The sequence below is a fragment of the Dyella sp. Tek66A03 genome (genome assembly GCF_052567735.1).
On record NZ_CP199584.1, the window covers coordinates 295,274 to 320,631 of the forward strand.

Here is a 25,358-nt window from a genome sequence, read left to right on the forward strand (position 1 = left end):
ATGGCCGCCCGCTGCCTATGACTGATGGGCCAGGAACTGCTCCCGATACAGGGTGGCGTACAGGCCTTGGCGGGACAGCAATTCTGCATGCGTACCGCGGTCGACGATGCGTCCTTGGTCGAGCACGAGGATCAGGTCAGCGCGAATGACCGTGCTGAGCCGATGGGCGATGACCAGGCTGCTGCGCCCTGCCAGCAAGGTCTTGAGCGCCTCGCTGATCTGTGCCTCGGACTGCGAATCCAGCGACGAGGTGGCCTCGTCCAGAATGATCAGCTTGGGGTCCCGCAGGGCAATGCGCGCCAACGCCAGCCGTTGCCTTTCACCACCCGATAGCTTGTAACCCTTCTCGCCGATCACGGTCATCAAGCCATTGGGCAAGGATGCGATCACATCATGCACCTGGGCCAAGCGGCAGGCTCGCTCGATCTCCTCATCGCTGGCATCGGGCTTGGCGTAGAGCAGGCTGTCCTTCACCGTGGCGTTGAAGAAGATGGCCTCCTGGGTAACGCTTGCCGTCAATCGCGCCAGCGTCCCGAAACCGATCGAGCGCAGGTCGACGTCGTCGAAGCAGACGCTGCCCGCCGTGGGATCGTAGAGACGGGTGGCAAGATAAGTAATGCTGGTCTTGCCAGCGCCGCTCGGGCCGACCAGTGCCACCATCTTGCCGGGTGGCACCTCGAACGAAACATCGTCCAGGACCACGCGACCGCCAGGCAGGTCATAGGCCAGCGACACGTTCTTGAAGGAAAGCGCGCCGCGTGGATGGCTGATGGTGGTGGGCGACGCCGCATCATCCACCTCGATCGGCAGATCCAGGTACTCAAAGATTCGGCGGAACAAGGCCGTGGCGCTGATCAGGTCGACCTGCGCATTGACCAGCGCCGATGCCGGCGCGTAGAGACGGCCAAGATACGTGACAAATGCCACGATAGTGCCGGTGGTAACCGTGCCGGCAATGGCTTCCCAGCCACCCACCAGAAAGATCAGCGCAGGCCCGACACTGGCGAACGACGTGATGAACATCAGAAACCAGCGGCCCAGCGAGTTCTGCTCGATCACCAGGTCGCGAATGGCGCCGGAATTCTGCTGGAATCGCTGGCGTTCGACCTGCTGGGTGCCAAACAGGCGCATCAACAGAAAGCCGCCTATCGACAGGCGCTCCTGCACGTAGGAGTTGAATTCCGCGATCTGCTCCTGCGTACGGCTGGCGATACGGCCGCGCGCCTGCCCGACCTTGCGGGTGGGAAGAATGAAGATCGGGAGAATCGCCAGCGCCAGCAGGGCGAGGCGCCAGTCGAGGTGCAGGATCACGGCGGCGATGGCGATGACGGTAAGCGTATTGCTGGCCAGGTTGACCATGGTGCCACTGACGACGCTCTGGATGCCGCTGGCGTCGTTCTGCAGACGCGACAGCGCCTCGGCCGAACGGGTGTTGGTGTAGAACCGCAATGATTGGCGCAGCAGCCGGTCGAACATCTGGCTGCGGATATCAAAAATCACGCCTTGCCCGAGACGGGTGGCGATAAAGCTCTGCCAGACACCGAGCAGGTTCGCGACCAGCGACGCCACGATCATGCTGGTGACCATCACGAGCAGCAGCGCCACGCTGCGACCGGGAATGGCCTGGTCGACGATTTCCTTCATCGCAAGGCCCGGAACCACCGCCAGCGCGGCCGACACCACGATGCAGAGTACGAGCTGCGCAGTGTTGCGCCACTTGGGTAATACGTAGCGCCCGATCCGCCGCCAATCGGCGAGGCTCATTTTTACATCGGCCGGACGCTTCTGATAATTGAAATGGAAAGAGCTCATACCGTCTTGCCGCTCCGTGTTCGACCGATGGGGCCTGGCAGCGTCGCGCTTCGATACCCCCGCACCCGGGCGACAACGCTGCGAAGCATGCGCAGGAACCTTAGCAGGCGCGCGCGGACCGTCGACGCACCGAAAGAATAGGCGTTCATCGGCCATGACTAGCGATTTTCGTATAATGATGGCCAGCCCGATAAAGCCAGGCCCGGATTCTTGATCCGCGAACGTTTGGTGCCTCGCAAAGCGCCGGGTTTCCGCAACGCGTCAGCGCAGATTCGGCTCGCCCGAATCCCCGGTGTGAGGAGGCGCTATAGCGGTGTCGACGAGCACAGGGCTCGCGTCACCCCATCGGTTTTACGCCGATCAGCCACGCGTGCAGCACAAAGGCGAATAGGGCCCAGCTCACCGCACCGGCAACCACCGCGATGACATCACCCTTCGCCGTGCCGGCGGGATAGGCAACCCCGGCCAGTCGATCGCGGCGACGTGAACTGACGAAGTCAACCACGGCCCACAGTAGGAAGGCGCCGAACAACACCACATCGTGCAGCATGCCGGTGGCCAGCAGATGGCCGAAGGCCCAGGTCTTTACGCCGGCCAGCATCGGATGGCCGAGCTTGGCCTTGAAATGATTGTTCGGCACATAGGCGGCCACCACGAGAATGAAAGCGATCAGCGTGAACAGCGCATTGAGGTGCCGCAGCCACAGTGGCGGCACATACAGCAGTACCGGCTGATGTCTCGCCAGTCCAAAGCCCCAGCAGATCATGACGAAGCCAACGATGGATACCAGCGCGTAAAGCCCTTTCCAGCGCTTCTCGCCGATTCGCGCGAGCTGCCGGCTACGCCAGTCATTGGCAAAGATGCGGACCGAGTGCGCACCGAGGAAGATCACCAGACCGAGGATCAGCAGCGCCATGAGCTCACCTTGGGTGTGTGGGGCTGCGGGGATTATAGGCATGTGCACGGCACATACCGTGACGGCTCACGGCTAGCCGGCGCGAGGGCTAACCCGGACGACAAAGGCCATCGAGCCCTCGTGCAGCACGAAGGCCGTGCCATCCGGTCGCAAGGCGTCACCGACCTGCAGCAACCCTGCGGCTGTCTCGGCGGTGCCGCGCAGTACAAAAAGCAGCACGCTGGCGGCGTCTGTCGCGTGGCTGCCGGGCTCACCGCAAACGGTGACCGAACCCAGCGCTTCCGCGCGCCGCACCATCAGGTTGAAGTCGCGCGTGGCGCCGCCAACGAGCGCGACATCGACGTGGGACTCGCCGGCAAACGCAAACGGTTCAAAAGGCGTATGCAAACGATGCTCGTGCGAGCCGTCGAGCACCATGGTGAAGCCATTGCCATCGAGCAGGGCGATATGACGATCGATGCCGGGAAACGCAGAGAACGGCGACGCGCTGTTCACCTCGGCCACGCTCACGCGCCACAGGAAATGCTCGTTATCCGCATCGACAGGGAAGCGCGCTATCTCGCGCGTCACGCCCATGCCGTTCTTCCACGGCTGGGGCAGGCAATCCGTCGCGCGAATGATGGCGGACGTCATGCCACCTTCTCGATGACACGGGTGAAAGGCGGCAGTGATTTCAACATGCGCTCGCCGTAGCGCTTGAGCACCACGCGGCGATCAAGCAGCACGATGCGGCCATGATCGGTCTCGGTGCGGATCAGGCGGCCACAATACTGCGTGAGCAGACGCGTCGCTTCCGGCACGGTCACTTCGATAAAGGGATTGCGTCCGCGCGATTCCAGCCATTCCGCATAAGTCGCGCCGACCGGATCAGTGGGCACGGCAAACGGCAATTGCGTGATGACCACGGTTTCGCACAGCTTGCCGGGCAGGTCCAGGCCTTCGCCGAACGAGGCGAGCCCAAACAGCGTACTGCCCTTGCCGGCTTCGATATCGATGATGTGTTCGGCGACCAATTGCGCCTTGCCCAACGAGCCTTGCGCGCGCACCTTGCGTACGTGCTCGATCGGCAGCTTCTGCAAGACGCGGTCAAGCTTGACGCGCGAGGTGAACAACACCAGGTTGCCGGCATTCCAGTCGAGATGTTCGGCCAGCCAGTCGCAGATTTCCTGCGCGTGGTCCTCGCGCGCATCGGGCAGCGAGCGCATGGCGGGCACTTCAAGTCGCGCCTGCGCGGCGAGGTCGAAGGGCGAGGGCAGGCTGAGCGTGACCGAGTCGTTCGGCAGTCCCACGGCATCGGCGAAGCCGCGGAAGTTGCCGCCCGCGCTCAAGGTGGCCGAGGTCATCACCACGCCACTCGCATTGCCCCACAGCACCTTACGCAACAGGCCGCCGGCCGACACCGCCGAGGCATGGCACACGAGCTGCTGGTCGACGCTAAGCGTGACCCAGCGCGCCAGCGGTGGCGCATCGTCGCTATCGCTGGCGGACCACGCACGCCAGGTGCGGGTTTGCCGGTCGATGCGTTCCAGCGCCATGCCCAGCTCGCGCGAAAGCGCTTCATGGGTGGGGCCGCTCTCGGTCATTTCCAGCACCGCGCGACGCACGGCACCAATCCAGCGTTCCACTTCGCCGGTAAACACGTAGAGCACGCGCGCATGTTCCACCCAGGCGTCGGGCAGTTGGCCGAGCGAGCCGCGATACATCGGTTCGTCATCATCCGGCGACGGCAGCCAGGCGAGACGAATCTCCTTCTCCAGTTCCTCCAGCGCGTCGCTGAGTTCCTGCAGTTTTTCGTCGCCGGCATCGAGCGAAAGCTTGCCGATCACTTCCTTGTCGGTGAGCGAATAGGCAGCATGGATCTGGCGGCCGAGACGGCTGAGCTGGCGCACGGCGACACTCATATACACATCGGAGGCGCCGCGATCGATCGCCTTGGCCGGCACGTGATGGCCTTCGTCGAAGATGTACAGCGTCTCGTCCGGCTTGGGCAGGATGACGCCGCCAAAACCTTCTTCCTCGCGCGGCATGGTGAGGTCAGCGAGCACCAGGTCCTGGTTCGCCACCACGATGTCCGCATCGCCCACCGCGCGTCGCGCGGCAAAGAACGGGCAGATCATGAACTGGCCGCATTTACGACTCGTGCAGCCGCCCGCGCTGGTCGTGATCATGGGGCGCAGCACATCGCTGATCGGCTCGGGCGAGGCATCGATATCGCCGTCCCACTCGCCACGGTCGAACAGGCCGGCCAGCTTGGACAGCGCCTTCTTATCGCGTTCCTGCGGCGGCTTGGTCCACAGCGCGAGGTCCGCATCGAAGCCCAGCCCCATCTGCGCCGTTTCGTTGAGGCTGTTGCCGGCCATGTTGAGGTTGCGCGGGCACAGGTAACGTCCGCGCCCCTTGGCCAGCGCCACCTTGGCCTCGGTGCCGTTGAGCTTGAGATACAGCGGAATATCGCGTTGCACCAGCTGTTCCTGCAGGGCGACGGTGGCCGTGGCGATCAACAGCTTCTTCTTCTGCGCCCGCGCCACTTCGACACCGGCGATCAGGTAGGCCATCGACTTGCCGGTACCCGTGGGCGCCTCGATCACCGCGGCACCACCTTCCTGCGCCAGCGCCTTGGCCACCTCGGCGATCATTTTTCCCTGCGACGCACGCACACGAAAGCCGGGCAGCCCCTCTTTCAGGCGCGTATAGGCGGCGCGGATCGCGTCTTTGGTGGTATCGGTAAGCATCGGGGGCAGTTCGAGCGTCCGCTGTCGCGGCAGGCCCCCATTCTCGCATGGCCGGCCCTCACCTGCCGGCGGGCCGCTAGCGGGGCAAAGGAAAGGGCCGGCTAGGCCGGCCCTTTCACCCGAAGTTTCTGGACTGCCACCCTACTAAAGGTCGTAAGTCACCGAGAAACGGCCATAGCGCGGCGGAGTCGTCTGATAGAGCGTTGCCCCGTAAGTGTTGGATATGGTGTACGGGGCAGTCTCGTACGTGGCATCGATCACGGTCGGCTTTCGTTCGTTGAACACATTGAAGATATTAAAATTGAAGGCGAGCTTGCTATCGGCGAACGCCGGACGATAAGTCACGCCCAGGTCGACGATCTTCTGCCATGGCAGGCGGCCGTTGTTGCCTAGCGGGGTCGGCTTGCCAGCACAGAAACGGTAGCCAGAGCCATAGCCCACCGGGTTACTTTCGTCCGTACCGAAGTAACCCAGGCAGGCCTTCGGTGCTCCGGACATCACGCGCAACGCGCCAGACAACATCCACTCCGGTGAAACCATATAGCTGCCGTAGGCTTTCAGCTGGTGGGTTCGATCGTTCGAGAGCACTCCGTTGCTGTTGACCATCAGTGCCGCGGCATCCCAGTCCTGGGTTTTGGAGACGTCATCCTGACCAATGGTCGAAAGTACTTGGCCTTCCGTATTGCCGTAGCTACGCGAAAACGTGTAGTCGAAGCGACCCTGCCACTTGCCGTCGAACGGATGCTCCAGGAACAGGTCCAGCGCGTAGTACTTGCGCTTGGCGCCCTGGGTAAAGCCCCAGTCGCCGGTGGACATGCTGACTTTCTCGTAGCCGCTGCCGTCGGCCCTGGCCAACAGGAAAGTGTTCGTCTTGCCCGGGTTGAAGATCAGGCAGCTATTCGGCAGCGTCACCGCATCCGGATCGATGCCCTGTGCGGCGGCCTTCTCGATCAGAGGATCCGTATCGCAGACATCGTCGATAGCCGCCTGCAATTTGCGCAGCGTGCCCTTGGCACCAATCACCCAGTTGGGACCAAGCGTCTTGCTGAAGCCGAGAATCACTTCGTCCTGGTATTGCGACTTGAGGTTGGCGGCTGCAACCGTCTTGGCGTCCGGCTGCTGACCATACTCGCCATTGACGGAAACCGGACCAGGGCCAATCGGTTTCAGGCCGGTCGGAATCCCGTTCGGCGTGATACCGGTATAGGTGAAGTATTCGTAGGTAAAGGTGGACGGCGAGGCGCCACGAATTGCCACACTGTTAGGCAAGGCTAGGTAGTAACGCCCCAGATTGCCGAACACCTTCAGGCTGGAATCGCCGAATGCATCCCAACTGAATCCCAGGCGTGGTGCCCATTGATTCTTATTCTTGACGAAGGGTTCGCCTAAATTATTGAAATTGTCGAATTGATCGTTGCGGAGACCAAGACTCAGCAGCAGCTTGTCGTTGAGCTGCCAGCGGTCTTCCAGATACTGCGCCTTCTGATCCACCGACATATTGGTCGTGGTGACAAAAACATACTGGCGCACGTAGTAGCCGTTACCGCCAGGCGCACCTACACCTAGGCTCGGTGACAGAGGAGCAGATGGCTTAGAGGCCTTTCCATAGAGCCATGCATAACCAGGGCCGCTCAGCTGCTCGCCTTCGTTGGTCGCGGCGTAGTGCATGTTGTCGATGCCACCAGACAGCGTGTGGTCGCCGAGCTTGTACTCGAGGTCGAGGCGCAAGCCGTGGCTCTTGTTCCTTGCATCGGGATCCTTCACGTACAGGATCGTGTTGCCATTGCGGATCGGCGCGCCACCAGTGATCGCTGGATCCTGGTTGGTCACGCCGCTCAGATACGGGCGATCCGGTGTTAGCCCTGGCGTATGCGAGTAGTCAATCGCGCGGTTCTGGCCGTAGGTGGCCGAGAAGGTGAGGTTGTCGGTGATATAGCTTGTGTACTTGCCGATATAGATGTCGGAGCCGGTCTTGGTCGAGGTGTCGTAGCCGTTAAGGGCGCCCTCCGTACCAGTCTTATAGTCGTAAACGTATTGTGTGCCGCTGTATGACGTCTTGTTGGATATAGCTGTTGCTTCAAGGATATTGCTGTCGTTGATGTTCCAATCCAACTTCACGTAGTACTTGGGTATGTCATAGGTAAAGTACGTGTTGTTCGGCTGGGCGACTCCCGCGCTGGATGTCGTTTTTCCCTCCTGCTTCTCCGCCTCTCCCGCGACGAACAGAAACAGCTTGTCCGCTATCAGCGGCCCACCCATGTAGGCGCTATAGATCGTGTTCCAGCGAGTATTGTTTGTACGCGTGCGATATGGTGTGCCGGGAAGCGTGCTGTTCGTATATTTGAAGCCATCCGGCAGCGCGTTGTTTGGGTAGTTCACGTTCTTGGGGTCTTCCGCGAGAAACCTCGGTGCCCAGAGCACTTGCGCCCCGAAATGCCATTCGTTGGTACCGCGCTTGCCGACCTGGTTGATCACGCCGCCGGTAGAACGTCCATACATCGCGCTGTAGCCGCCGGTAAAAATTTCCTGCTGGTCGATGGCTCCGAACGGCAGTCCTATGCCACCCATGTATCCCAGCGGATCGGTGGTGTTGTAACCATTGATGTAATACGCGTTCTCGGTGACTGAGGCGCCACCGAACGAGACCACGCTGGACCCCTTTTTCTGCCCCTCAAAATAGGAGCTGCCAGCAATCACCCCTGGCGCAAGCAGCGCAATCGACTCCGCGCTGCGGCCGAGCGGCAGGCGATCCAATTCTTGCGACGTGATGACCGTGCGCGAATCGACCGACGTTACGTCGATCGGAGGCAGGCTATTGGCGGTTACCACAACAGTAGACAGCGACGACGCGCTGGCAGCCGAGGCGAACGACACCTCAGTACCGGCATTCACCGTTATGGCGACGGTGTCGCGTGTACTGAGTGTTGCCCCTTCCTTTTGCAGCGTGACTTTATAGGTGCCCAACGGTAGGTTGGTAAAGCGATAGCGACCAGAACTATCCACGGTAGCCTGCCGGTTAATACCGGTAGAACCACTGACAGTAACCGTTTGGCCCGGTTCCGCCTGACCGAAGATGCTGCCGGTGGTCGATTGCGCGAAAACCTTACCGCTCATTCCCAAGGCAAGTGCAGCTGCCAGTGCTGAAACTCGTAGCGCATTGCTACGACGCAACGTATAAAAATCCATCTGTTTGGCCTCCCCGGCGACAGCGTGTCGAAAATTACTTCGAGTTAACGAAAGTAATTACGATTCGAACACAGCCGACTTGGATCCCAAGTAGCGGATGGACGACAAACCATGGCAGTACATGCCATGGATGCATGTAAGTGAAAGTCGCAGATCAGAGTTGCGAGGGGGCGGCTTTTCCCCACAGAAACCCTGGGTCGACACCAATTTAGCCAACCATCGAAATTTTACTTGCGTTCAATTTAGGTATTTGGCTAAATAGTGACCATGAACAGCGTCTTCAAAGCCTTGGCCGATCCCACTCGCCGCAAGGTGCTGGAATTGCTCCGTCAGCGTCCGATGACCGCGGGAGAGCTATGGGAGCATTTCCCGGTGTCGCGGCCGACCATGTCGGCGCATTTTGCGGTGTTGCGCGAGGCTGACCTGATCGAGGCCAACAAGATCGGCACCAGCATCATCTATCAGTTGAAGTTGTCGGTGCTGGAAGACGCACTTCTGAGCTTCACCCAGCTGTTCGGCATAGGCGCTGGAGAGCACGCGACAGCGGGCTCCGCTGGCAAGTCCCAGCCCAAACAATCCCGTGAAGGAGCCGACCAATGAGCGAGAACTCCAATCTTCTCCGCGCGAGAAAACAAATCGTTTTCTCCCTCAAGCTCGCGGCTGTCATGCTCGCAGGCAGCTTGCTGCTCGTCCTGGCTCGCAAGCAAGGATGGATCGACGCAGAGCAAGTCGTGCGTGCAAACAACGTCATCCTCGGTCTCGCGTTCGCGGCCTTCTGTAACGTCATGCCAAAGATGCTGAATGGACCGCCGCGCTCTCTCCGCCACGCGACGTTGGCGCAGGCGGCGGGACGCGTCGGTGGTTGGACCATGACGTTGGCATTCCTTGTGTGGGCCGCGCTGTGGACATTCGCTCCGCAGGGGCTCGCAACAATCCTCTCGGTGGCTGTCGTCGTCGCCAGCGTTGCGGTCACGCTTGGCTACGCGGTGTGGAAGGGCGCCGCCTGCCGTAGGTCAGGGAGAGATCAAGCCCTTTGAGCTGGCGCCGGGTATCTAGCCAGGCTTCTGCTCCCGACCCGACGCGGGCATATTCCATTCACTCAATTCTTCGAAAGATCGCGCTTGCGAGACTGGTGCAGGTGGGTAGGCGTCATGCAGATCCGCCGATTGCGCATCGGTAGGGTCCGTGGGGCACGGGTGCGATCGGTACGATGCCGCCGGGGACATGGCACGATCTTCGAGTGTGAGAAAACCTGAGGCAAGAACACGTCGGCGCCTCTATCAGGTTCTAGTATTCCTCTGCCGCTTCGCGGCCCTGCTGTCGGATCAGCGCTTCTTCGCGTGCATCATTGATGGACTGGCGGATGCTGTCGAGATCGACCTCGGTTTCGTCGGGCTCGAACTCGCCGGTCAGTTCCGTTTCGGGTCGCAGCTCGCCGGCTTGGAACAACGCCCACATCTCCTCGCCGTACCACGTGTCGAACAGCTCGGGTGCCCAACGTCCAAGATGCGCCGTGAGGTTGTTGACGTCACGCAGCAGCATCGCGCGCGCCGCATTGTTGCCACCGGCACTGACGACTTGTGGGAAATCGATCACTACAGGCCCATCCGGACCGACCAATACGTTGTAAGCGGAGAGATCGCCATGGATCAATCCGCAACACAACATCAGCACCACTTGCCGCACCAGTACGCGATGGTATTCACGCGCCTTCTCCGCACTGAGTTCAACCTCACCCAGGCGTGGTGCGGAGAAGCCTTCGGCGTCGGTGACCAGCTCCATCACCAGCACGCCGTGGAAATAGCCATACGGCTCCGGCACGCGCATGCCAGCGTCGCGCAATTGGTAGAGCGCATCGACTTCGGTGTTCTTCCAGGCTACTTCCTGCTGCTTGCGCCCGTACTTGCTCGCCTTGCCGATCGCACGCGCCTCGCGACTGCCGCGTACCTTGCGACCTTCCTGATACTGCACGCGTTGCTGGAAGCTGCGCTGTGCCATGTCCTTGTAAACCTTTGCGCAGCGCACGTCGTCGCCGCTGCGGACCACATATACCGCCGCTTCCTTGCCGCTCTTGAGTGGTCGCAGCACTTCATCAATGACGCCGTCATCGATCAGCGCCTGCAAGCCTTGGGGGGTTTTCACAGTGTCTCTGGGAGTAGTTGGCGCAGCGAGAGCGGCCATTAACCGATCATTTTCGCATTTTCTGGCGGATGTGGCCATCTTAGGATGGATTGCGTGCCTACGTAGCCCGGGCCAAGCTCCCGCAAACGTCCGCCTCAGGCCGCAAACCGGCCATCGCATCTGGTTTTTGGGTGTCGAGCATCAACGAAAGGTAGGCAACCCAAAACAGCCGTATTTCGACTGGGTAACATTTGGCGGCCGATGCATCACGGGCGAACTGACAAAGAGATTGCCAGGGCCACTGGTGAAAGGCTGAGTTTTTCAACACCATCGGCTCGAAGCAGACGTCGGCGCACCCATTGACTGGATGTGCCCGTCGGGGCCTTGACGCATCCGGCGGGGTCACTCGTGCCTATTGTCCGTTCGGGCCGTGGTTGAGAACGCTGAGCAACGGGAACCAACGCAAGTTACTTTGGGGGCCGCTCCCGTAAGGTCTGGGGCCATCCGGGGGAGCTTTCAAAGGCGAGGGGGAGCATGCGATGGATACATCGATCGAATTTCAGGCGATTCCACGGGCCGCGGCCGGGCGCTCCGCTGGGGGGCGACCAGCCCAGCAGGACGACCTGGTTTGCTTCCATGACGCAGATGAAGGCACTCATCTGCTTGTCCTGGCCGACGGCTTAGGCGGCGATGGCGCTGGCGAGTTGGCCTCGGAAGGCGTTATTCACGTGGCCCGTCAGTTATGGGAGCAACGCCTTTGGAAAGAACAGCCCGGTTCACTGTTTCTTGAGTCGCTCTGCCAGCAGGCCCATGCGGAGCTGCATCGTCGGCGGGTTGGCCTGGCGAGCGGGGAGCCGCATTCGACCGTGGTTGCCATGTTGGTGCGTGGCGGCCAGGTCTTTTGGGTCCACGTGGGCGATAGCCGCCTCTATCGCTTTCAGCGCGGGCGTTTAATCGGTCGAACCGAGGACCACAGCGTGGCGCAGCTCAAGCGTCAGCGGGGCGAGTTGACTGAAAGCGAGCTAGCCAGCGACCCTGATCAGCACAAGCTATTACGTGCCCTGGGAGGACCGGATGCGCCCGTGGTGGAGCATGGTTGTGCGATGCTGCGCGCCGACCAGGCCTTTGTGCTTTGCAGCGATGGTGTCTGGGAGCAGCTGACTACGCAGGAGCTTGGCCGTCTGTCGCGGCGGCGCGATCAGCACCTCGCGCTGCAGGAGGCACTTACCTCGGCAGTCCAGCGAGGCGGCATGCATGGAGATAATGTCGCGCTCATTTTCGCGCGCCCCGGCCCTGACGGCTGGGCGCGTCGATGGCGCGATAATTTTTTGGCGGCGGTTCGACGAGCCGTGGTGATCAGACGGCCGACAAGTGAGCAAGCCGCTGCGATGCGAAACGAGGTATGACATTGGCTCGATGGTTTCAATTCAGGGGCCTAGGCCTCCGGCGATGGGCGCAAGCCGTCGTTCCACTGGTGGTGCTGGGCGTGGCTGGCTGTGCGCAGGTGAACGCCATCAAGTCCAAGGTAAGCGACAGCTTTGGTGGATCCCAGTCGACGCAGACGTCCGCTACGCGCACCGACGACGGCGCGCCGAGCAGCAGCCAGGTGCTTTCATTGGGGACGATCACCAACACCTATCTCTTGCATGGTCGCTACGCCGAAGGCGAGCAGCAGTTGCGGCATTACCTGGCGAAGTACCCCGGCGATCGTGCGGCCCAGGGCATGCTGCGCCAGCTCACATCGGACCCCAAGACCATGCTGGGCGCGCAGTCGCGCCCTTACGTGGTGCAACAGGGTGACTCCTACGGCACGTTGGCGGCCCGCAACCTGGGCGATTCCAACCGGTTTCTGATACTGGCCCGCTACAACGGTTCCACCAATCCTTCCGCCTTGCGTGCCGGCGATACCGTGCGCCTGCCGCTCGCTGGCGCAGGTGCTGCTCCCGCGGCGGACGCCTCGCCGTCGAGGGCGAACGTGGATACTCGCGTCTCTACCGTGAATACGGGGACTGACCATGCTGACGCGACGATCCCGGCTACGGCCCCGACGGGAGAATCGACAACGGCAAGGGCGCAGCGCCTGCAAACGGAAAGCGTGGCACTGCTGAAACAGGGGCAGCAAGATCAGGCACTGGCCCGTCTGGATGAGGCGCTGACGCTTGATCCCCACTTGAAGCCCACGGGAAACCAGGCCTTGCGCCAGCAGTTGCTGGCCTCGTATCACGAGCGCGCCGTGGTGCTTTATCGTGACCAGAAGTTGGACCAGGCGATTGCCTTATGGGACCGCGTGCTGGCGATCGATCCCGGCTACGAGCGAGCGGTGATCTATCGCGCGCGGGCCGTTGATCTGCAGCACCGGCTCAACCAGATGTGAAGGGCTGGGATGACGACAAGTCCAAACCTTCCCTAGCGATCTAGGCCGACCTGTCAGTGCGTGTTGGTGTCGGCATCACCAGCGTGGGCTGCGACGTGGCTTCCGCACTCGCCCGCGGCAGTTTGGTCTCGGGCGTCTGGCGCGCTTGTAGCGCGCTGCTCATCATATTGAAGGCCGCAAACAGCCGTCCGAGTTCATCGCGGCGCACGAGCCGGATGCGATAGCTGTAATCGCCACCGGCGACCCGCAACAGCGCGTCGCCAAGCAAGCCAAGCAGGGCCAGAGGACGCCGGAACAGCCAATAGGCGGCACCGATCATGGCGGTCAGCGTGACCACGAGCACGGCGACAATCACCCAGAACGTCGTGTGCTGTGCGGCGACCAGGGGGGCATTGCTCACGCCGAGCCGCAATTCGCCGATGGCCTTGGATTGATAGCGAATGGGGACATCGAACAGCAGCATCTCATGGTCTTGCGCGCCATCGACGACCTGGCCGAGGTAGCTATCGACGCCATTGGCCAGGGTCCGACGATGGGTTTCGTCGAGATGGGCCAGGCCGTGTCCGACATCCGTTGGCAAGGTGCTCGCAACCACGTAGCCCTCGCGATTGGCGATGGCGAGGTAGTGGATCTGCTGGTTGTGTGCGATGTCTTGCACCAGGGCGCGGGTGGCCGCGTCGTCCCCAAGCAGCAGATTCTCAGCTGATTCGCTGGCCACCATTCGCCCCAACGAGCTTCCAAAATCGGTGGCGAGACCGGTCACGGCGGTGTTCTGCTTGGCATAGATCGCGGCCAGCCCCAGTAGCAGCACCAGGCACAGGATGGCGCCCAGTGCGCCGATCCAACGCAGCCGTAGGGAGATGATGCGGGTGGCTAGTGGCGTTTCGTGCGAGCGTTCGTACTCGCGACGTGCCAAGCGAAGATCGTCAATGACCTCGGCGCCGGTCTGGTAGCGAGCGTCGGGCGTGGGTGCCAACAAAGTGCGCACGATGCTGACCAGGATCGATGGCGTGGCCGGATCCAGCGGAGCGATGGCTGGACGGGGTTGGCGCAGGCGTTCCCTGGTCAGGCGCTTCAGGTCGCTCGTCTCCGCCCATGGCAGCTTGCCGGTAATCAACCAGCACAGCACCACACCCAGCGAGAACAGGTCGCTGCGTGCGTCGGCCTGCTCCCCACGCAAGCGCTCAGGGGCCATGTAGGCCGGTGTGCCGCCGATCTCCTTGCCTTCGCCGTGCTCGATGCCCTGCGTTGAAAGACGCTCGGCGATGCCAAAGTCGCTGAGCTTGGCGTAATGCCAATCCTCGGCGAGCATGATGTTCTCGGGCTTTACGTCGTGATGGATGACGCCCTGGCCGTGCGCATAGTCGAGCGCTGCCGCTATCTGCGTCGCCAACTCGATGGTCACGGCCAGGGACGGTAGCCCGTCTCGCGCGACCCGGCTGGTCAGCGTTTCGCCCGAAAGTCGCTCCATGGCGATGTACTTGCGGCCGTCCTCGGTCTCGCCGGTATCGAAGATCGTGACGATGTTCGGATGCACCAGGTGCCCCGACGCACGGGCTTCCAGCACGAATCTGTCCCGGTTGCCCGGATCGGCAGCCATGGTGCGATGGAGGCATTTGATCGCCACCGGCCGGTCGATGCCGGGATCGAAGCCGGCGTAAACGACGGCCATGGCACCTTTGCCAAGGACGCCGTCGATGCGATAGCGGCCGATGCTGCGTGGCGCGGGACGCTCGCTCATGCCTGCGCGGTCACATCAGCCACCAGGCCAGCGCGGCCAGCCCAGCCATAGCGGCCACGCCAGCCACCGGCCAGATCCAACGAGCGCGCGACCGCTTGCCGGCTTCACTGGTCAGGAAGACGAACTCGATCTGCCCAAAACGAAGATGGTCACCATGCTTGATGACGTGCTCGTGGACACGCTGGTTGTTGACGTAGGTGCCATTGGTGGAGAGGGTGTTCATGACCACGTAGTGGCCCTGCTGATTCATCAGCCACGCGTGCGTCGAGGAGACGCTCCGGTCGCCGATCACGATGTCGTTGTCGTCGCCACGGCCTATCGTCTGCCGCCCGGGACGAAGGCTAAAGCGCCGACGCTCCCAGCCCGCGCTCACGCCTTCGAGCACGGGTTCGCGCACGCTGGCGCGGCCATCGCTCGCGGGACCGGTTTCGACAGCGAGATGATTCAACTCTGCGGCGGAAAAAAGTCGCGTCCCCTGCGGGCCCGCGGAGCGCTTCCCCGGTGCGGATGACGGAATGTAGCGAGGGGTCACCATCGAGCGCCTTTGAACCAGGATCACAGCGACAATATAGCCAACAAGTCACCCCGGTGGCTCAAACTTGGCCAACCCCGGGTGACTTACGCAAATCTGACGTCCAACTCGCCGCCACGCCCAGGGATGGCAGCAGCTTTGACGTCGCCATCACGTGGTCACGGTGAGGCGCGTGAAGATTAACGCGAAGCGTTGATGGCCAGCGCCACGGCTTCGGCGACGCGAATGCCATCGACGGCGGCCGAAAGAATGCCGCCGGCATAACCGGCACCTTCGCCAGCGGGGTACAGGCCGCGCGTGTTGAGGCTTTGGTAGTCGTCGCCGCGGCGGATGCGCACCGGTGACGAGGTGCGGGTTTCGACGCCGGTCAGCAAGGCATCGTGCATGGCGAAGCCCTTGATCTGGCGATCGAAGGCGGGCAGTGCTTCGCGCATGGCGTCGATGGCGTAGCCGGGCAGCGCCGGTGCCAGGTCGGTCAGGTGCACGCCGGGCTTGTACGAGGGCTGCACGCTACCAAGTTCGCGCGATGGCGTGCCAGCGATGAAGTCGCCTACCAGCTGCGCGGGTGCGTCGTAGCTGCTGCCGCCCATCTCGAAGGCGCGTGCTTCCAGCGCGCGCTGCAGCGCCAGACCGGCCAGCACGCTGCCGCTGTTGTCGAACTCAGCAAAGTCACTGGGCTCGATGCCGACCACCACGGCCGCATTCGCATTGCGCTCGTTGCGCGAGTACTGGCTCATGCCGTTGGTGACGACGCGGCCTGGCTCGGACGTAGCGGCTACGACGGTGCCGCCGGGACACATGCAGAAGCTGTAGACCGAGCGACCGTTCTTTGCGTGATGCACCAGCTTGTAGTCGGCCGCGCCGAGGATCGGGTGGCCGGCGTTGGCGCCGAAGCGTGCCCGATCGATGATCGATTGCGGATGTTCGATGCGGAAACCGATAGAGAACGCCTTGGGCTCCATGTACACGCCACGCTCGTGCAGCATGCTGAAGGTGTCGCGGGCGCTGTGGCCGATGGCGACGACGACATGATCGCTGCGCAACTGCTCGCCACTGGCCAGCACCACGCCGCGCACGTGTCGCGCGCCATCGCTGTCGGTCTCCACCAGCACGTCGTCCACGCGCTGCTTGAAGCGGATCTCGCCGCCCAGCGCCTCGATGGTCGCGCGCATGTTCTCCACCATCGTGACCAGGCGGAAGGTGCCGATATGCGGCTTGCTGACGTAGAGGATTTCTTCCGGCGCGCCGGCCTTCACGAACTCAGCCAGCACCTTGCGGCCGTGGTGCTTGGGGTCGGAGATCTGGCTGTAAAGCTTGCCGTCGGAAAACGTGCCCGCGCCGCCCTCGCCGAACTGCACGTTCGATTCCGGCTCCAGCTGGCGCTTGCGCCACAGGCCCCAGGTATCGACGGTGCGTTCGCGCACCGCCTTGCCGCGGTCGAGGATGATCGGCCGATAACCCATCTGCGCCAGCAGCAAGCCGGCGAACAGGCCGCAGGGACCGGTGCCGACGACGATGGGGCGATGACTCAGCTGGGCCGGCGCCTGCGCCACGAAGTGATAGCCCGTATCCGGCGTGGGCTGCACATGCTTGTCGTCGGCATGACGCTTGAGGATGGCGGCCTCATCGGTCACCTCCACGTCGAGCGTGTAGATCAGCAGGATCGCGTTGCGCTTGCGCGCGTCGTAGCCGCGACGGAACACCGTATAGCCACGCAGTGCGTCCTTGCCCAGACCCAATTTGGCGCGGATGGCCGCCTCGATGGCGCCATCAGCGTGATCCAGCGGGAGCTTGATATCGGTGAGTCGCAACATGCGGGGTCCGGGCGTGAGGTCAGCGGCAGCCGCGCATTTTCGCACGCCCGGCGGTTTGCTTCCCGCCACCGGGCTGAGCCCTTGTCGCACAAGGGCTCAGCGGTGCCGGCTCAGGCTTCGCTGGCAATCCTGCGCAAAGTTTCCTCGAACGCTTCCGGCGGCTGGCCGCCCTGGATCAGGTAACGGTCGTTGACGATCACCGAAGGGACCGCCTGGATGCCCTGCGACTGGTAGAACTGCTCCTGCGCACGCACGTCGAGTGCATAGCGGTCCTGCTCCAGTACCTCGCGCGCGGTGACCGGGTTCAGGCCGACCTTGCCCGCCACCTCCACCAGCACATCGTGCGAACTCACATCGCGGCCGTCGGTGAAATAAGCGGTGAGCAAGGCTTGCTTCAGCTCGGCCTGGCGGCCCTCGAGCGCCGCCCAATGCAGCAGACGATGCGCATCGAACGTGTTCACCACGCGATTGCGCTTGTCCAGATTGAAGGTGAAGCCCACGGCCGCGCCGCGCTGGCGGATTGCCTCGCCGTTTTTGGCGATCTGTTCGGGTGTGCTGCCGTACTTGCGCGCGATGTGTTCGACGACATCTTCGCCTTCCGGCGCCATCTGCGGGTTCAGCTCGAACGGCTGGAAGTGCATCTCGACGGCCACGGAGTCACCCAGTCGATCCAGCGCCTGTTCCAGCGACTTCAGCCCGATGGCGCACCACGGGCATACCACGTCGGAAACGAAGTCGATCTTGAGCGGTTTAGTCATGGCACACCTAGGAAAGCGGGGCGCATATGGCGCGATGCCTTCAACGTGGGGGCTAGCTCACCGCCGATCAATCCGCGCTCAAGGGGCCGGCGACACCGGCCCCTCGTTGCAGCTGACTTCAGGGCTTGCCGATGAAGTCCATCTTGCCCAGCTCCACGCCGGCCTGGCGCAGGATGGCGTAGGCGGTGGTGGTGTGGAAGAACAGGTTCGGGATCACGAAGTGCAGCAGGTAGCCCTCGCCTTCGAACTGCTGCTCGCCACTGCGGGTCTTGATGGTGACCGTGCGCGTCTCGCTGCCGTCGATCTGCTCGGGCTTGAAGCTCTTGATGTAGTCGATGGCGCGGTCGATGCGCGCGTAAAGCTCGGCGAAATTCGCTTCGTTGTCCTCGAACTTCAGCGGTTCCACACCGGCAAGGCGCGCACAGGCGTTCTTGGCCATATCGGTGGCGATCTGCACCTGACGGCTCAGCGGCAGCATGTCAGGCGTGAGGCGCGCCTGCACCAGCAGCTCGGGATCGAACTTGCGGGCTTCGGCATGCGCCTCGCCCTTGCGCAGCACGTGCTGCAGATTGCTCAGTGCGCGCAGGAAAACGGGGACGGCAGCCTGGTACATCGACAATGTCATGGGGAATGCTCCGATGGTTCGGTGGGGGTAACAGGAGGTGGAACCGGGACGACGGAAGATAGTTCAGTAGGTAACGGTACTGCTTCCGCCGTCGCCAGGTCGACCGTATGGCGCGTGATGCGCCAGGCGATGACGCTGCCAATCGCGAGCAGCACGGCCGACAGCACGAAGGCCAGGCCAGGCAGGTGAATCGGCGAGCTCGGCGAGATCGAGATCGAAAACACCTGGGCAAACAGGAAGGGGCCGAAGATGCCGGCGAAACTCGCCAGGCTGCTGATGGCGCCCTGCAGCCGGCCCTGTTCATGCGGATCGACCTGATGCGTCATGATCGACTGCATCGGTGGCTGCGACAGGCCCCACAAGGCCATCAGCGGGATACCCAGCAAAAATACGAAGCCGCTGTCGGCCAGCCCCATCACCAGGAAAGCACCGATACCGCACAGCATGCCGCCGAGCAGCAGGCGGCGCTCGCCCAACTTAGGCGCCAGGCGGCGAGTGAGGAAAGCCTGCACCAAGCCATCGCAGCCACCCACCAGCATCAGCACGTAGCCCACCGCCTGTGGACCCCAGCCATAGCGATAGTCCGCGTACAGTACGAAGGTGGTCTGCAGGACGTAGTGCGCCAGGTAGACCACGAACATCACCACCGCCAGCCCCAGCACCAGCGGGTAGCGGCGCAAGAGTTTGAGTGAGCCCAACGGATGCGCGCTATGCAGCTCGAAGCGCGCCGTACGGCGTTCCTTGGGCAGCGATTCGGGCAGCACGAATAACCCGTAGGTGAAATTGCAGGCCGCCAGGCCCGCCGCCACCCAGAACGGCAGGCGCAGGTCGACATGGCCGAGTAGGCCCCCGAGGCCAGGGCCGATGATGAAGCCCAGTCCGAACGCGCTGCCCAGGATGCCGTAGGCGGCCGCGCGTTTTTCTTTCGGCGTGATGTCGGCGATATAGGCGTTCGCCGTGGTGAAGCTCGCCGCGGTCACGCCCAGGATCACGCGCGCCACGAACAGCAGCCACAGCGTGGGCGCCAGCGCCAGCACCACAAAGTCGATGGCCAGCCCGGCGTTGGAAATCAGGATCACTGGCCGACGCCCGAAACGGTCCGACAGCGCGCCTTGGATCGGCGAACAGGCGAACTGGACGATGGCGAACACCGTGCCGAACACGCCCACCCACCAGGCCGCATTCGCGATACCGCCGCCAGCCAGCTGCTCGATCAGGTGAGGCAGCACCGGGATGACGATGCCGAACGCCAGCATGTCCAGCACCACGGTAATGTAGATGAACGCCACGGCCGCGCGCCGGCGCGGATGGAGCTCATTGATGGCTGGCTGGTCCATGAGACGTGGCTGGCGGGGAGGCGTGCACGATAGCGGATTGTGTGTGACGTGGTGTGTGCGGTGCAGTAGAGCCTCGCTCTTCTTCCTCTCCCCTCTGGGGCACGCGGGAAGGGGCCATGGATGGCCCCGGCTTTGAGGAGCGAGGAGAGGACCGAGGTGAGGGGCGGGTGCTCGCGGGAAGGCCACATAAGAGCCACATCGACAGACGTGAGGCTAGATTGACCCCTCACCCCAACCCTCTCCCCGGAGGGGAGAGGGAGCAATCAAGGCTGCGGCGGCTGGGTCAGCTCACGCGCATCCAGATACCCATCGTGGTTCCGGTCCAGCTTGTGAAACTGCCGGCGCAGGTTCTCCTGGAACTGCTTGAGCGTGATCGGTCGGCCGTGCCCGCCGGGCAGTTCGTCGCCTTCCAGCACGCCGTTGCCGTCGCGGTCCATGCGGCGAAAACCCACGCTCATATGGTCCACGTACTCGGCCTCGCTGACCCGGCCATCGCCATTGGTGTCGAACTCACGCAGATACTCGGCCGGCGTGTTCTGCGCCCGCGCCGCCAGTGGCAGCAGGATCAGGCCGGCCAGAACGATCGTCTGCCGGCGGCGCGTCATGCGACCTCGGTCCGACGGCGCAAGACCGCCAGCGGCTGCGCCCAGGTGGCGCCAGGGCGACGCTTGCTGGTGACGAGGGTGAGGTCGCTGGGCTGGAACACGTTGATATTGTGCGTGGCCGGGGTGGTGAGAATGTACTGGGCGCGGGTGGACTTGAGGAAGGCGCCCACCTTGTCGATGTTGAAGATGTCCAGATGGGCGAACGGTTCGTCGATAAAGACGAAGCCGCCCGGGCGGTCCTCGTCGCGCATCAGCGCCACCAGCAACAGCAGCGACTTCATCACCTGCTGGCCGCCGGAGGCCTCGCCGTCGTCCATGCCGATCCAGCCCTTCTTGTCGAACTCGAAGCGCACGTTGAGGCCGGCCTGGGCCAGCGCCAGATCTTCGTTGGACAGCTCGGGCAGCTCCACTTCCACGCCGATGCCGGCCAGTTCGGCCAGCAGCTTCAGGTTGCGCGCATAGCGTTTGACCGTGTTGCGTAGCACATTGAGATAGGCCGCGCGCGCCTCACTGGTGATGCGCGCGGCGCGCTCCAGGTGCTGGCGACGGCGCACCAGATCCTGCTTGAGACCGTCATGGTCGCCGGCCAGCTTGTCGCGCAGCGGCACACAACCGGCATCCGCCTCCCAGTGGCCCTCATTGAGGCGGCGCTCGATACGCTCGATTTCACGCCTTGCGGCGGCGGGCGATTCGTAGCGCTCGCGCAGTTCGGCCATCGCCTGGCGGTTGCGCTTGCCCGGTCGTACATGGCTGCGCTTGTGCCGGAACGCCTTGAGGCGTTCGATCTGTTCGTTGCGGAACTGGCTGAACTGACGCGTGCCGTCGGCCAGCTGTTGCTGGGTCTGCTTGTGTTCGCGCGCCTCGTTGTCGCGTTGACGCGAGTTCTGCTGGCTCTTTTCGCGCACGCCTTCGTAATGCGTGTCGGCGGCGGCGTAGCTGTCGGCGCAGCGCTGCACGTCGTCCTGCAAGCTCGCCTGCGCGTCGTGCGCCGTGGCGAATTCGTCGGCGCGGTCGATCAGCTGGCCGCTGGCATTGGCGCCGCGCAGCAGGCTCTCCGCACCGCTGGCCTGCTGCTGCCATTGCTTGCGCTGATCGGTCAGCGCGTGCAGCTGCGCTTCGATCCGCTGCAGGCGCGCTTCGCCTTCGCGTAGCTGGCGCTCGCGCGCTGCGCTGCCGAAGTAGACATCGTCGACGCCAAGATGACGGCCACCGCGGCGTTCGCGGAAATACCCCTGTGGCGTGATCCAGTCCTGCTCCTTGCCCAGCTTGCTGCCGTCCGCCACGTCATCGACGCGGCGAATGCGGTCGAGCTGGCGCAGCAGCCATTCCGGCGCAGCGGCATTGAAGTCGACTACTTCCAGCAGCGAGCCGCGCGTAGGCGCGGTGGTCGGCGCACGATCCGCCACCACGAAATGCTTGTAGCGATGCTGCTCGCCAAGACGCCACGCCGCTTCGCGGTCGCGCGGATGGTCAAGCAGCACGACGTGGCGAAAACCGGCGAGTACGGCTTCCACCGCAGCCTGCCAACGTGGCTCGGTGATCTCCACGATCTCGCTGAGCATGCTGTGGCCGATACCCGCGTCATCCAGCGCACGGCGGAAGCTCTGCTCGAACTCCGGCGTGTAGCGCTGGCCGCGACGCCAGGCGCCGAGCTGGGCGGTGAGCGTGCTGAGCTCCTCGCGCAGGCGGGATTCCTCGCCTTGCAGGCGAGCCAAATGGCTGCGTGCATCGATCAGCACGCGGCCTTGCGCGTCATGGTCGGCGCCATCCTGCGTGGCGACCTGCTCGCGCAGTCGCAATTCCTGCTTCAGCAGCACGTCGTTTTCGGTATACGCGCGGCGTGCTTCGTCCAGCTGGCGCTGGGCCTGCTGGCGCGTGGCGTCAGCGCTCTTCTGTTCGCTGCGCAGATGTTCTTCGTTCGCATCGAGTGCGTGCAGGCGCTGGTCGAGTTCGACATCACGCTGCGACAGCTCACGGCACTTGCGCTTGAGGCCGAGCAATTGCGGGCGCGCGCCGCGAATGGCAGCGTGCAACTCGGCCAGTTCGGTGCGCGGAAGCACATCGGCAACCAGCTCCGTGCGTTCGCGACCGAGCGCGTCCCATTCCTGCCACGAGCGCACGCGCCCTTCGGTTTCCTGCAGGCTCACACCGATAAGCGAAAGCTGATGTTCCAGCCCATGCTGCTCGCGGTCGGCCTCGACCTGTTCGTTGCGGGCGCGCTGGTAATCATCCAGCACGGTCTTGTCGCCGAAGACATCGAACACCAGTTCCAGCAGTGCCTTGGGCGGCAGCTGGCACAGCTTGTCGGTGGCGCCCTGTTCCAGCGTGAGCACGCGGCGGATCGCCTGCGACAAGCCGGCGCCTTCCAGGCGCACGCGGTATTCGCGTAGGCCCAGCCAGTCGCCGCGCGCTTCGATCTCGTCCACGCTGACGTCGCCGCCCATCACGGCGTACTGGCGCTGCCACTCGCCACCCTTCTTCTGGATGCGCACGGCGAGCGTGACTTCGCTGTCCATCAAAGGGAAGAACGGACGCTCGCCGCGCGGCCCCGGGATATTGCCCACGCGCGCACGCAGCCACGCGAACGGCTTGCCGTTGTGGCGCAGATAACTCTTGTAGTCGCGGTTGCCGGCGCAATCGATGGTGAGCAAGGTGCGCAGCGCATCGAGCAAGGTGGTCTTGCCAGAACCGTTCGGTCCCACCACGGTGACGATATTGGTATCCAGCGGCAGGCTGAAGCGCTGCCAGTAATCCCAATGGATGACTTCGAGGCTGCGGAAATCAAACATCGCTGGTCACTTCGCTGTCGTCGAGTTCGTCCGCTTCGCCATACAGCGGTTCATCGTTGTCGTCATCGCTGCGGGCCGGCACCAGACCGGCCAGCAGATCGCCCAGGGCGCCGTCGAGTATGCGTCGCGCCGTGCGTTCGTAATCGAACACCAGGTCGAGCACCGGCCCTTCGGCCAGCTCACCCTTGCGGCGCACGATGAAGCCGTGGCGTGCCAGCAGGCCGAGGTTGAAGTTCACCCGCGTCTTGCCGCCCAGCCGGTCGCCGAAGTCGGCCAGCAAGGTGCGCTCGGCCACCACCGGCGACAGCGCAGGATCGCGCGAGATCGGCTTCGCCTCGGCGAACATCAGCGCCTGCGAGGCATCGGCTTCGGCTTGCTGGCGCTCGAGCTGGCGCTGGCGCTTGGGCAGCACGATCAGCGCCCACAGCACGACCAGCAAGGCGATCGCATCGCGATCGAGCTGCAAGGTGTTGGAGATCCAGCTGTCACTGCCGCCGAACACGTGGCGATCACTGCTGCGCGCCACGGCGACGCTGATATAGGCGGAATAGGGGTGTTCGCGCAGTTCCAGGCCGACGCTGGCCAGCCGGCGATCGAGCTCCTCGCGGAAGCCTTCGTCCAGCAGCGCCTTGCGTGCCTGTGCGTCGTCGCGTGGCAACCAGCGCTGCGCCAGCAGCCGGGCGACCAGCGACGCGGTTTCGTCATGCATCGGGTGTGTCCCTGGGTGAATGCGGGCGGGGTGGATGCAGGCGGCCCGCGCTGACCAGCGCAATCGCCGCCAGACCTGGGTCGATCAGACGTGGTTCGATTTCCAAAGCCAGCGGCAGGCGCGCGAGGTCGGCGGTCGGTCCCTGCAGCGCCGACGACTCAGGGTCGCCGAGCAGGCCAAGCAGGGATAGGCGGTACGCGCTCAGCGCGTAGTCTTCGCCACGCAACGCGTCGCTGAGTTCGAGCGGCTGGGTGAGTGCGGCCAGTTCGCCATGCCAGGCCAGCAGTGGCGCGAGATCGTCCTCGTCCATCGGCAGGTCGGCCGTGGTGGGCGTGCTTTCGGCGTCGGGAATCGTGGTGTTTTCCGCCGCCGCGCGTTCGCGTTCGAGCAATTCGAACTCAGCCACGTCGAGCGCGATCTGGTCCTGCAGGAACGGCGGCTGCAGCGGCAGGTGTGCCGCGTCATCGGCGTGCTGGGCCAGCGCGTCGGCGCTGAGCGAACGCAGCCATGCGACCAGGTCGGACGACGACAAGCCAGTACGGCCCAGATGCACGCGATGCTGGTCGATCTTGTTGAGCTCGCGCTGGAAGATGCCAGCCTGCCGCAGCAGTGCGCTTTGCGCGCGGCCCACCGCTTGCGCGAGGCGATGCGTGGCAGGGTCCAGGTCGGCGCTGTCGGCGATGCGGCGCACGACCTCGGTGCCTTTCTCGACCCAGTCCCACACCGAATCCAGCCGCGTGGCGGCATGGCGGATGCGGTGCTCGGAACCCGACAGCACCGCGCGGTCGAAGTCGTCTTTCAACTCCGACAGGCGCGACAGCAGGTGGCTCAATTCGTCGGCCGAGAGTCGTCCCACCGCCTGACCCGCCGCCAGCTGCGCGGTGAGATAGCCGAGGCCATCCTCGTCGTCACGTTCGAATTCCAGCAAGGTGGCGACCGCGGCCAGTGCCTTGCGGCCGAGCGGACTGATCCGGTAGCGCTGGGTCTCGCTGTCCCAGGTCAGCAGCTCGTGGTCCTTCAGGCGCTGCACCACGGTTTCCAGCTTGACCGGTTCGACGAAGGCGAGCTGGTCGCGAATCTCCGCCGGCGTCCACTCCGGCGCATGCGCGCGTGCACCGAGCGTGCGCAGTATCAGCAGGCGCAACAGCACCTGCGCTTCGCTGCCATGGAACAGGGCGCTGAAGGCGCGCAGCAGCGAGCGGCCGCGCAGGAGTGGGAACACCGCCGGCAAATCCTCGGCGCTAATACCCTCGCGCAGTACATCCTGCAGACGCTCGTCGGCGTCCGCGCTATCGACCGGTGTCATC

General features: G+C 63.5%; 20 protein-coding genes. 4 read left to right on the forward strand and 16 right to left on the reverse strand.

Annotated features, from left to right (window positions below; genetic code table 11):
• Positions 1-15: 15 nt before the first annotated feature.
• The 5 genes from ACT01B_RS01310 to ACT01B_RS01330 form a co-directional block, all read right to left on the reverse strand.
• Positions 16-1,812 (reverse strand): ABC transporter ATP-binding protein, encoded by a 1,797-nt coding sequence (locus tag ACT01B_RS01310; RefSeq protein ID WP_445145600.1) that lies wholly within the window; start codon positions 1,810-1,812, stop codon positions 16-18.
• 337 nt (positions 1,813-2,149) lie between these two features.
• Positions 2,150-2,728 (reverse strand): NnrU family protein, encoded by a 579-nt coding sequence (locus ACT01B_RS01315; protein ID WP_445145601.1) that lies wholly within the window; start codon positions 2,726-2,728, stop codon positions 2,150-2,152.
• 72 nt (positions 2,729-2,800) lie between these two features.
• Positions 2,801-3,361, reverse strand: coding sequence for a HutD/Ves family protein (locus ACT01B_RS01320; RefSeq protein ID WP_445145602.1), 561 nt, complete (start codon positions 3,359-3,361; stop codon positions 2,801-2,803).
• Positions 3,358-5,460, reverse strand: coding sequence for an ATP-dependent DNA helicase DinG (dinG, locus tag ACT01B_RS01325; RefSeq protein ID WP_445145603.1), 2,103 nt, complete (start codon positions 5,458-5,460; stop codon positions 3,358-3,360). Before dinG ends, ACT01B_RS01320 begins: the two co-directional genes overlap by 4 nt.
• A 144-nt stretch (positions 5,461-5,604) precedes the next feature.
• Positions 5,605-8,646 carry a TonB-dependent receptor gene (locus ACT01B_RS01330; RefSeq protein WP_445145604.1) on the reverse strand — a complete coding sequence of 1,014 codons (3,042 nt, stop codon included), beginning with the start codon at positions 8,644-8,646 and terminating at the stop codon, positions 5,605-5,607.
• 267 nt (positions 8,647-8,913) lie between these two features.
• Here ACT01B_RS01330 and ACT01B_RS01335 point away from each other — a divergent pair, with 267 nt between their 5' ends.
• Both ACT01B_RS01335 and ACT01B_RS01340 read left to right on the forward strand, forming a co-directional pair.
• Complete coding sequence (locus ACT01B_RS01335; protein WP_445145605.1) at positions 8,914-9,246, forward strand: autorepressor SdpR family transcription factor; 333 nt, start codon at positions 8,914-8,916, stop codon at positions 9,244-9,246.
• On the forward strand, positions 9,243-9,683 hold the full coding sequence (locus ACT01B_RS01340) for a hypothetical protein (RefSeq protein WP_445145606.1): 441 nt from the start codon (positions 9,243-9,245) through the stop codon (positions 9,681-9,683). Before ACT01B_RS01335 ends, ACT01B_RS01340 begins: the two co-directional genes overlap by 4 nt.
• 250 nt (positions 9,684-9,933) lie before the next feature.
• Here the strand turns inward: ACT01B_RS01340 and ACT01B_RS01345 are convergent, their stop codons facing one another.
• Positions 9,934-10,788, reverse strand: coding sequence for a PA4780 family RIO1-like protein kinase (locus ACT01B_RS01345; protein ID WP_445145607.1), 855 nt, complete (start codon positions 10,786-10,788; stop codon positions 9,934-9,936).
• A 518-nt stretch (positions 10,789-11,306) separates the two neighbouring features.
• Between ACT01B_RS01345 and ACT01B_RS01350 the strand changes: the two genes are divergently transcribed.
• Positions 11,307-12,173, forward strand: a complete 867-nt coding sequence (locus ACT01B_RS01350) for a PP2C family protein-serine/threonine phosphatase (RefSeq protein WP_445145608.1) — start codon at positions 11,307-11,309, stop codon at positions 12,171-12,173.
• A gap of 98 nt (positions 12,174-12,271) precedes the next feature.
• Positions 12,272-13,141: a LysM peptidoglycan-binding domain-containing protein gene (locus ACT01B_RS01355; RefSeq protein ID WP_445145609.1), complete on the forward strand. Its 870-nt coding sequence runs from the start codon at positions 12,272-12,274 to the stop codon at positions 13,139-13,141.
• A 40-nt stretch (positions 13,142-13,181) separates the two neighbouring features.
• Here ACT01B_RS01355 and ACT01B_RS01360 read toward each other — a convergent pair whose 3' ends face one another.
• From ACT01B_RS01360 to ACT01B_RS01405, 10 genes are all read right to left on the reverse strand, one after another.
• The gene (locus ACT01B_RS01360) at positions 13,182-14,882 is read right to left on the reverse strand and encodes a protein kinase domain-containing protein (RefSeq protein ID WP_445145610.1); all 1,701 of its coding nucleotides are present in this window, start codon (positions 14,880-14,882) and stop codon (positions 13,182-13,184) included.
• A 10-nt stretch (positions 14,883-14,892) separates the two neighbouring features.
• Positions 14,893-15,330 (reverse strand): FHA domain-containing protein, encoded by a 438-nt coding sequence (locus ACT01B_RS01365; RefSeq protein ID WP_445145611.1) that lies wholly within the window; start codon positions 15,328-15,330, stop codon positions 14,893-14,895.
• 263 nt (positions 15,331-15,593) lie between these two features.
• A complete protein-coding gene (locus tag ACT01B_RS01370; protein WP_445145612.1) occupies positions 15,594-17,228 on the reverse strand; it encodes an NAD(P)/FAD-dependent oxidoreductase in 1,635 nt (544 codons plus the stop codon).
• A 110-nt stretch (positions 17,229-17,338) separates the two neighbouring features.
• Complete coding sequence (locus ACT01B_RS01375; RefSeq protein WP_445145613.1) at positions 17,339-17,986, reverse strand: DsbA family oxidoreductase; 648 nt, start codon at positions 17,984-17,986, stop codon at positions 17,339-17,341.
• A 118-nt stretch (positions 17,987-18,104) separates the two neighbouring features.
• A complete protein-coding gene (locus ACT01B_RS01380; RefSeq protein ID WP_445145614.1) occupies positions 18,105-18,611 on the reverse strand; it encodes a DUF1993 domain-containing protein in 507 nt (168 codons plus the stop codon).
• Positions 18,608-19,948, reverse strand: coding sequence for a TCR/Tet family MFS transporter (locus ACT01B_RS01385; protein ID WP_445145615.1), 1,341 nt, complete (start codon positions 19,946-19,948; stop codon positions 18,608-18,610). Before ACT01B_RS01385 ends, ACT01B_RS01380 begins: the two co-directional genes overlap by 4 nt.
• Before the next feature lie 263 nt (positions 19,949-20,211).
• Positions 20,212-20,553 (reverse strand): EF-hand domain-containing protein, encoded by a 342-nt coding sequence (locus tag ACT01B_RS01390; RefSeq protein WP_445145616.1) that lies wholly within the window; start codon positions 20,551-20,553, stop codon positions 20,212-20,214.
• Positions 20,550-23,342, reverse strand: a complete 2,793-nt coding sequence (locus ACT01B_RS01395) for an AAA family ATPase (protein WP_445145617.1) — start codon at positions 23,340-23,342, stop codon at positions 20,550-20,552. Before ACT01B_RS01395 ends, ACT01B_RS01390 begins: the two co-directional genes overlap by 4 nt.
• Positions 23,335-24,051: a hypothetical protein gene (locus ACT01B_RS01400; protein WP_445145618.1), complete on the reverse strand. Its 717-nt coding sequence runs from the start codon at positions 24,049-24,051 to the stop codon at positions 23,335-23,337. Before ACT01B_RS01400 ends, ACT01B_RS01395 begins: the two co-directional genes overlap by 8 nt.
• The gene (locus ACT01B_RS01405) at positions 24,044-25,357 is read right to left on the reverse strand and encodes a hypothetical protein (RefSeq protein ID WP_445145619.1); all 1,314 of its coding nucleotides are present in this window, start codon (positions 25,355-25,357) and stop codon (positions 24,044-24,046) included. The genes ACT01B_RS01400 and ACT01B_RS01405 overlap by 8 nt, the downstream gene beginning before the upstream one ends.
• Position 25,358 lies beyond the last annotated feature (1 nt).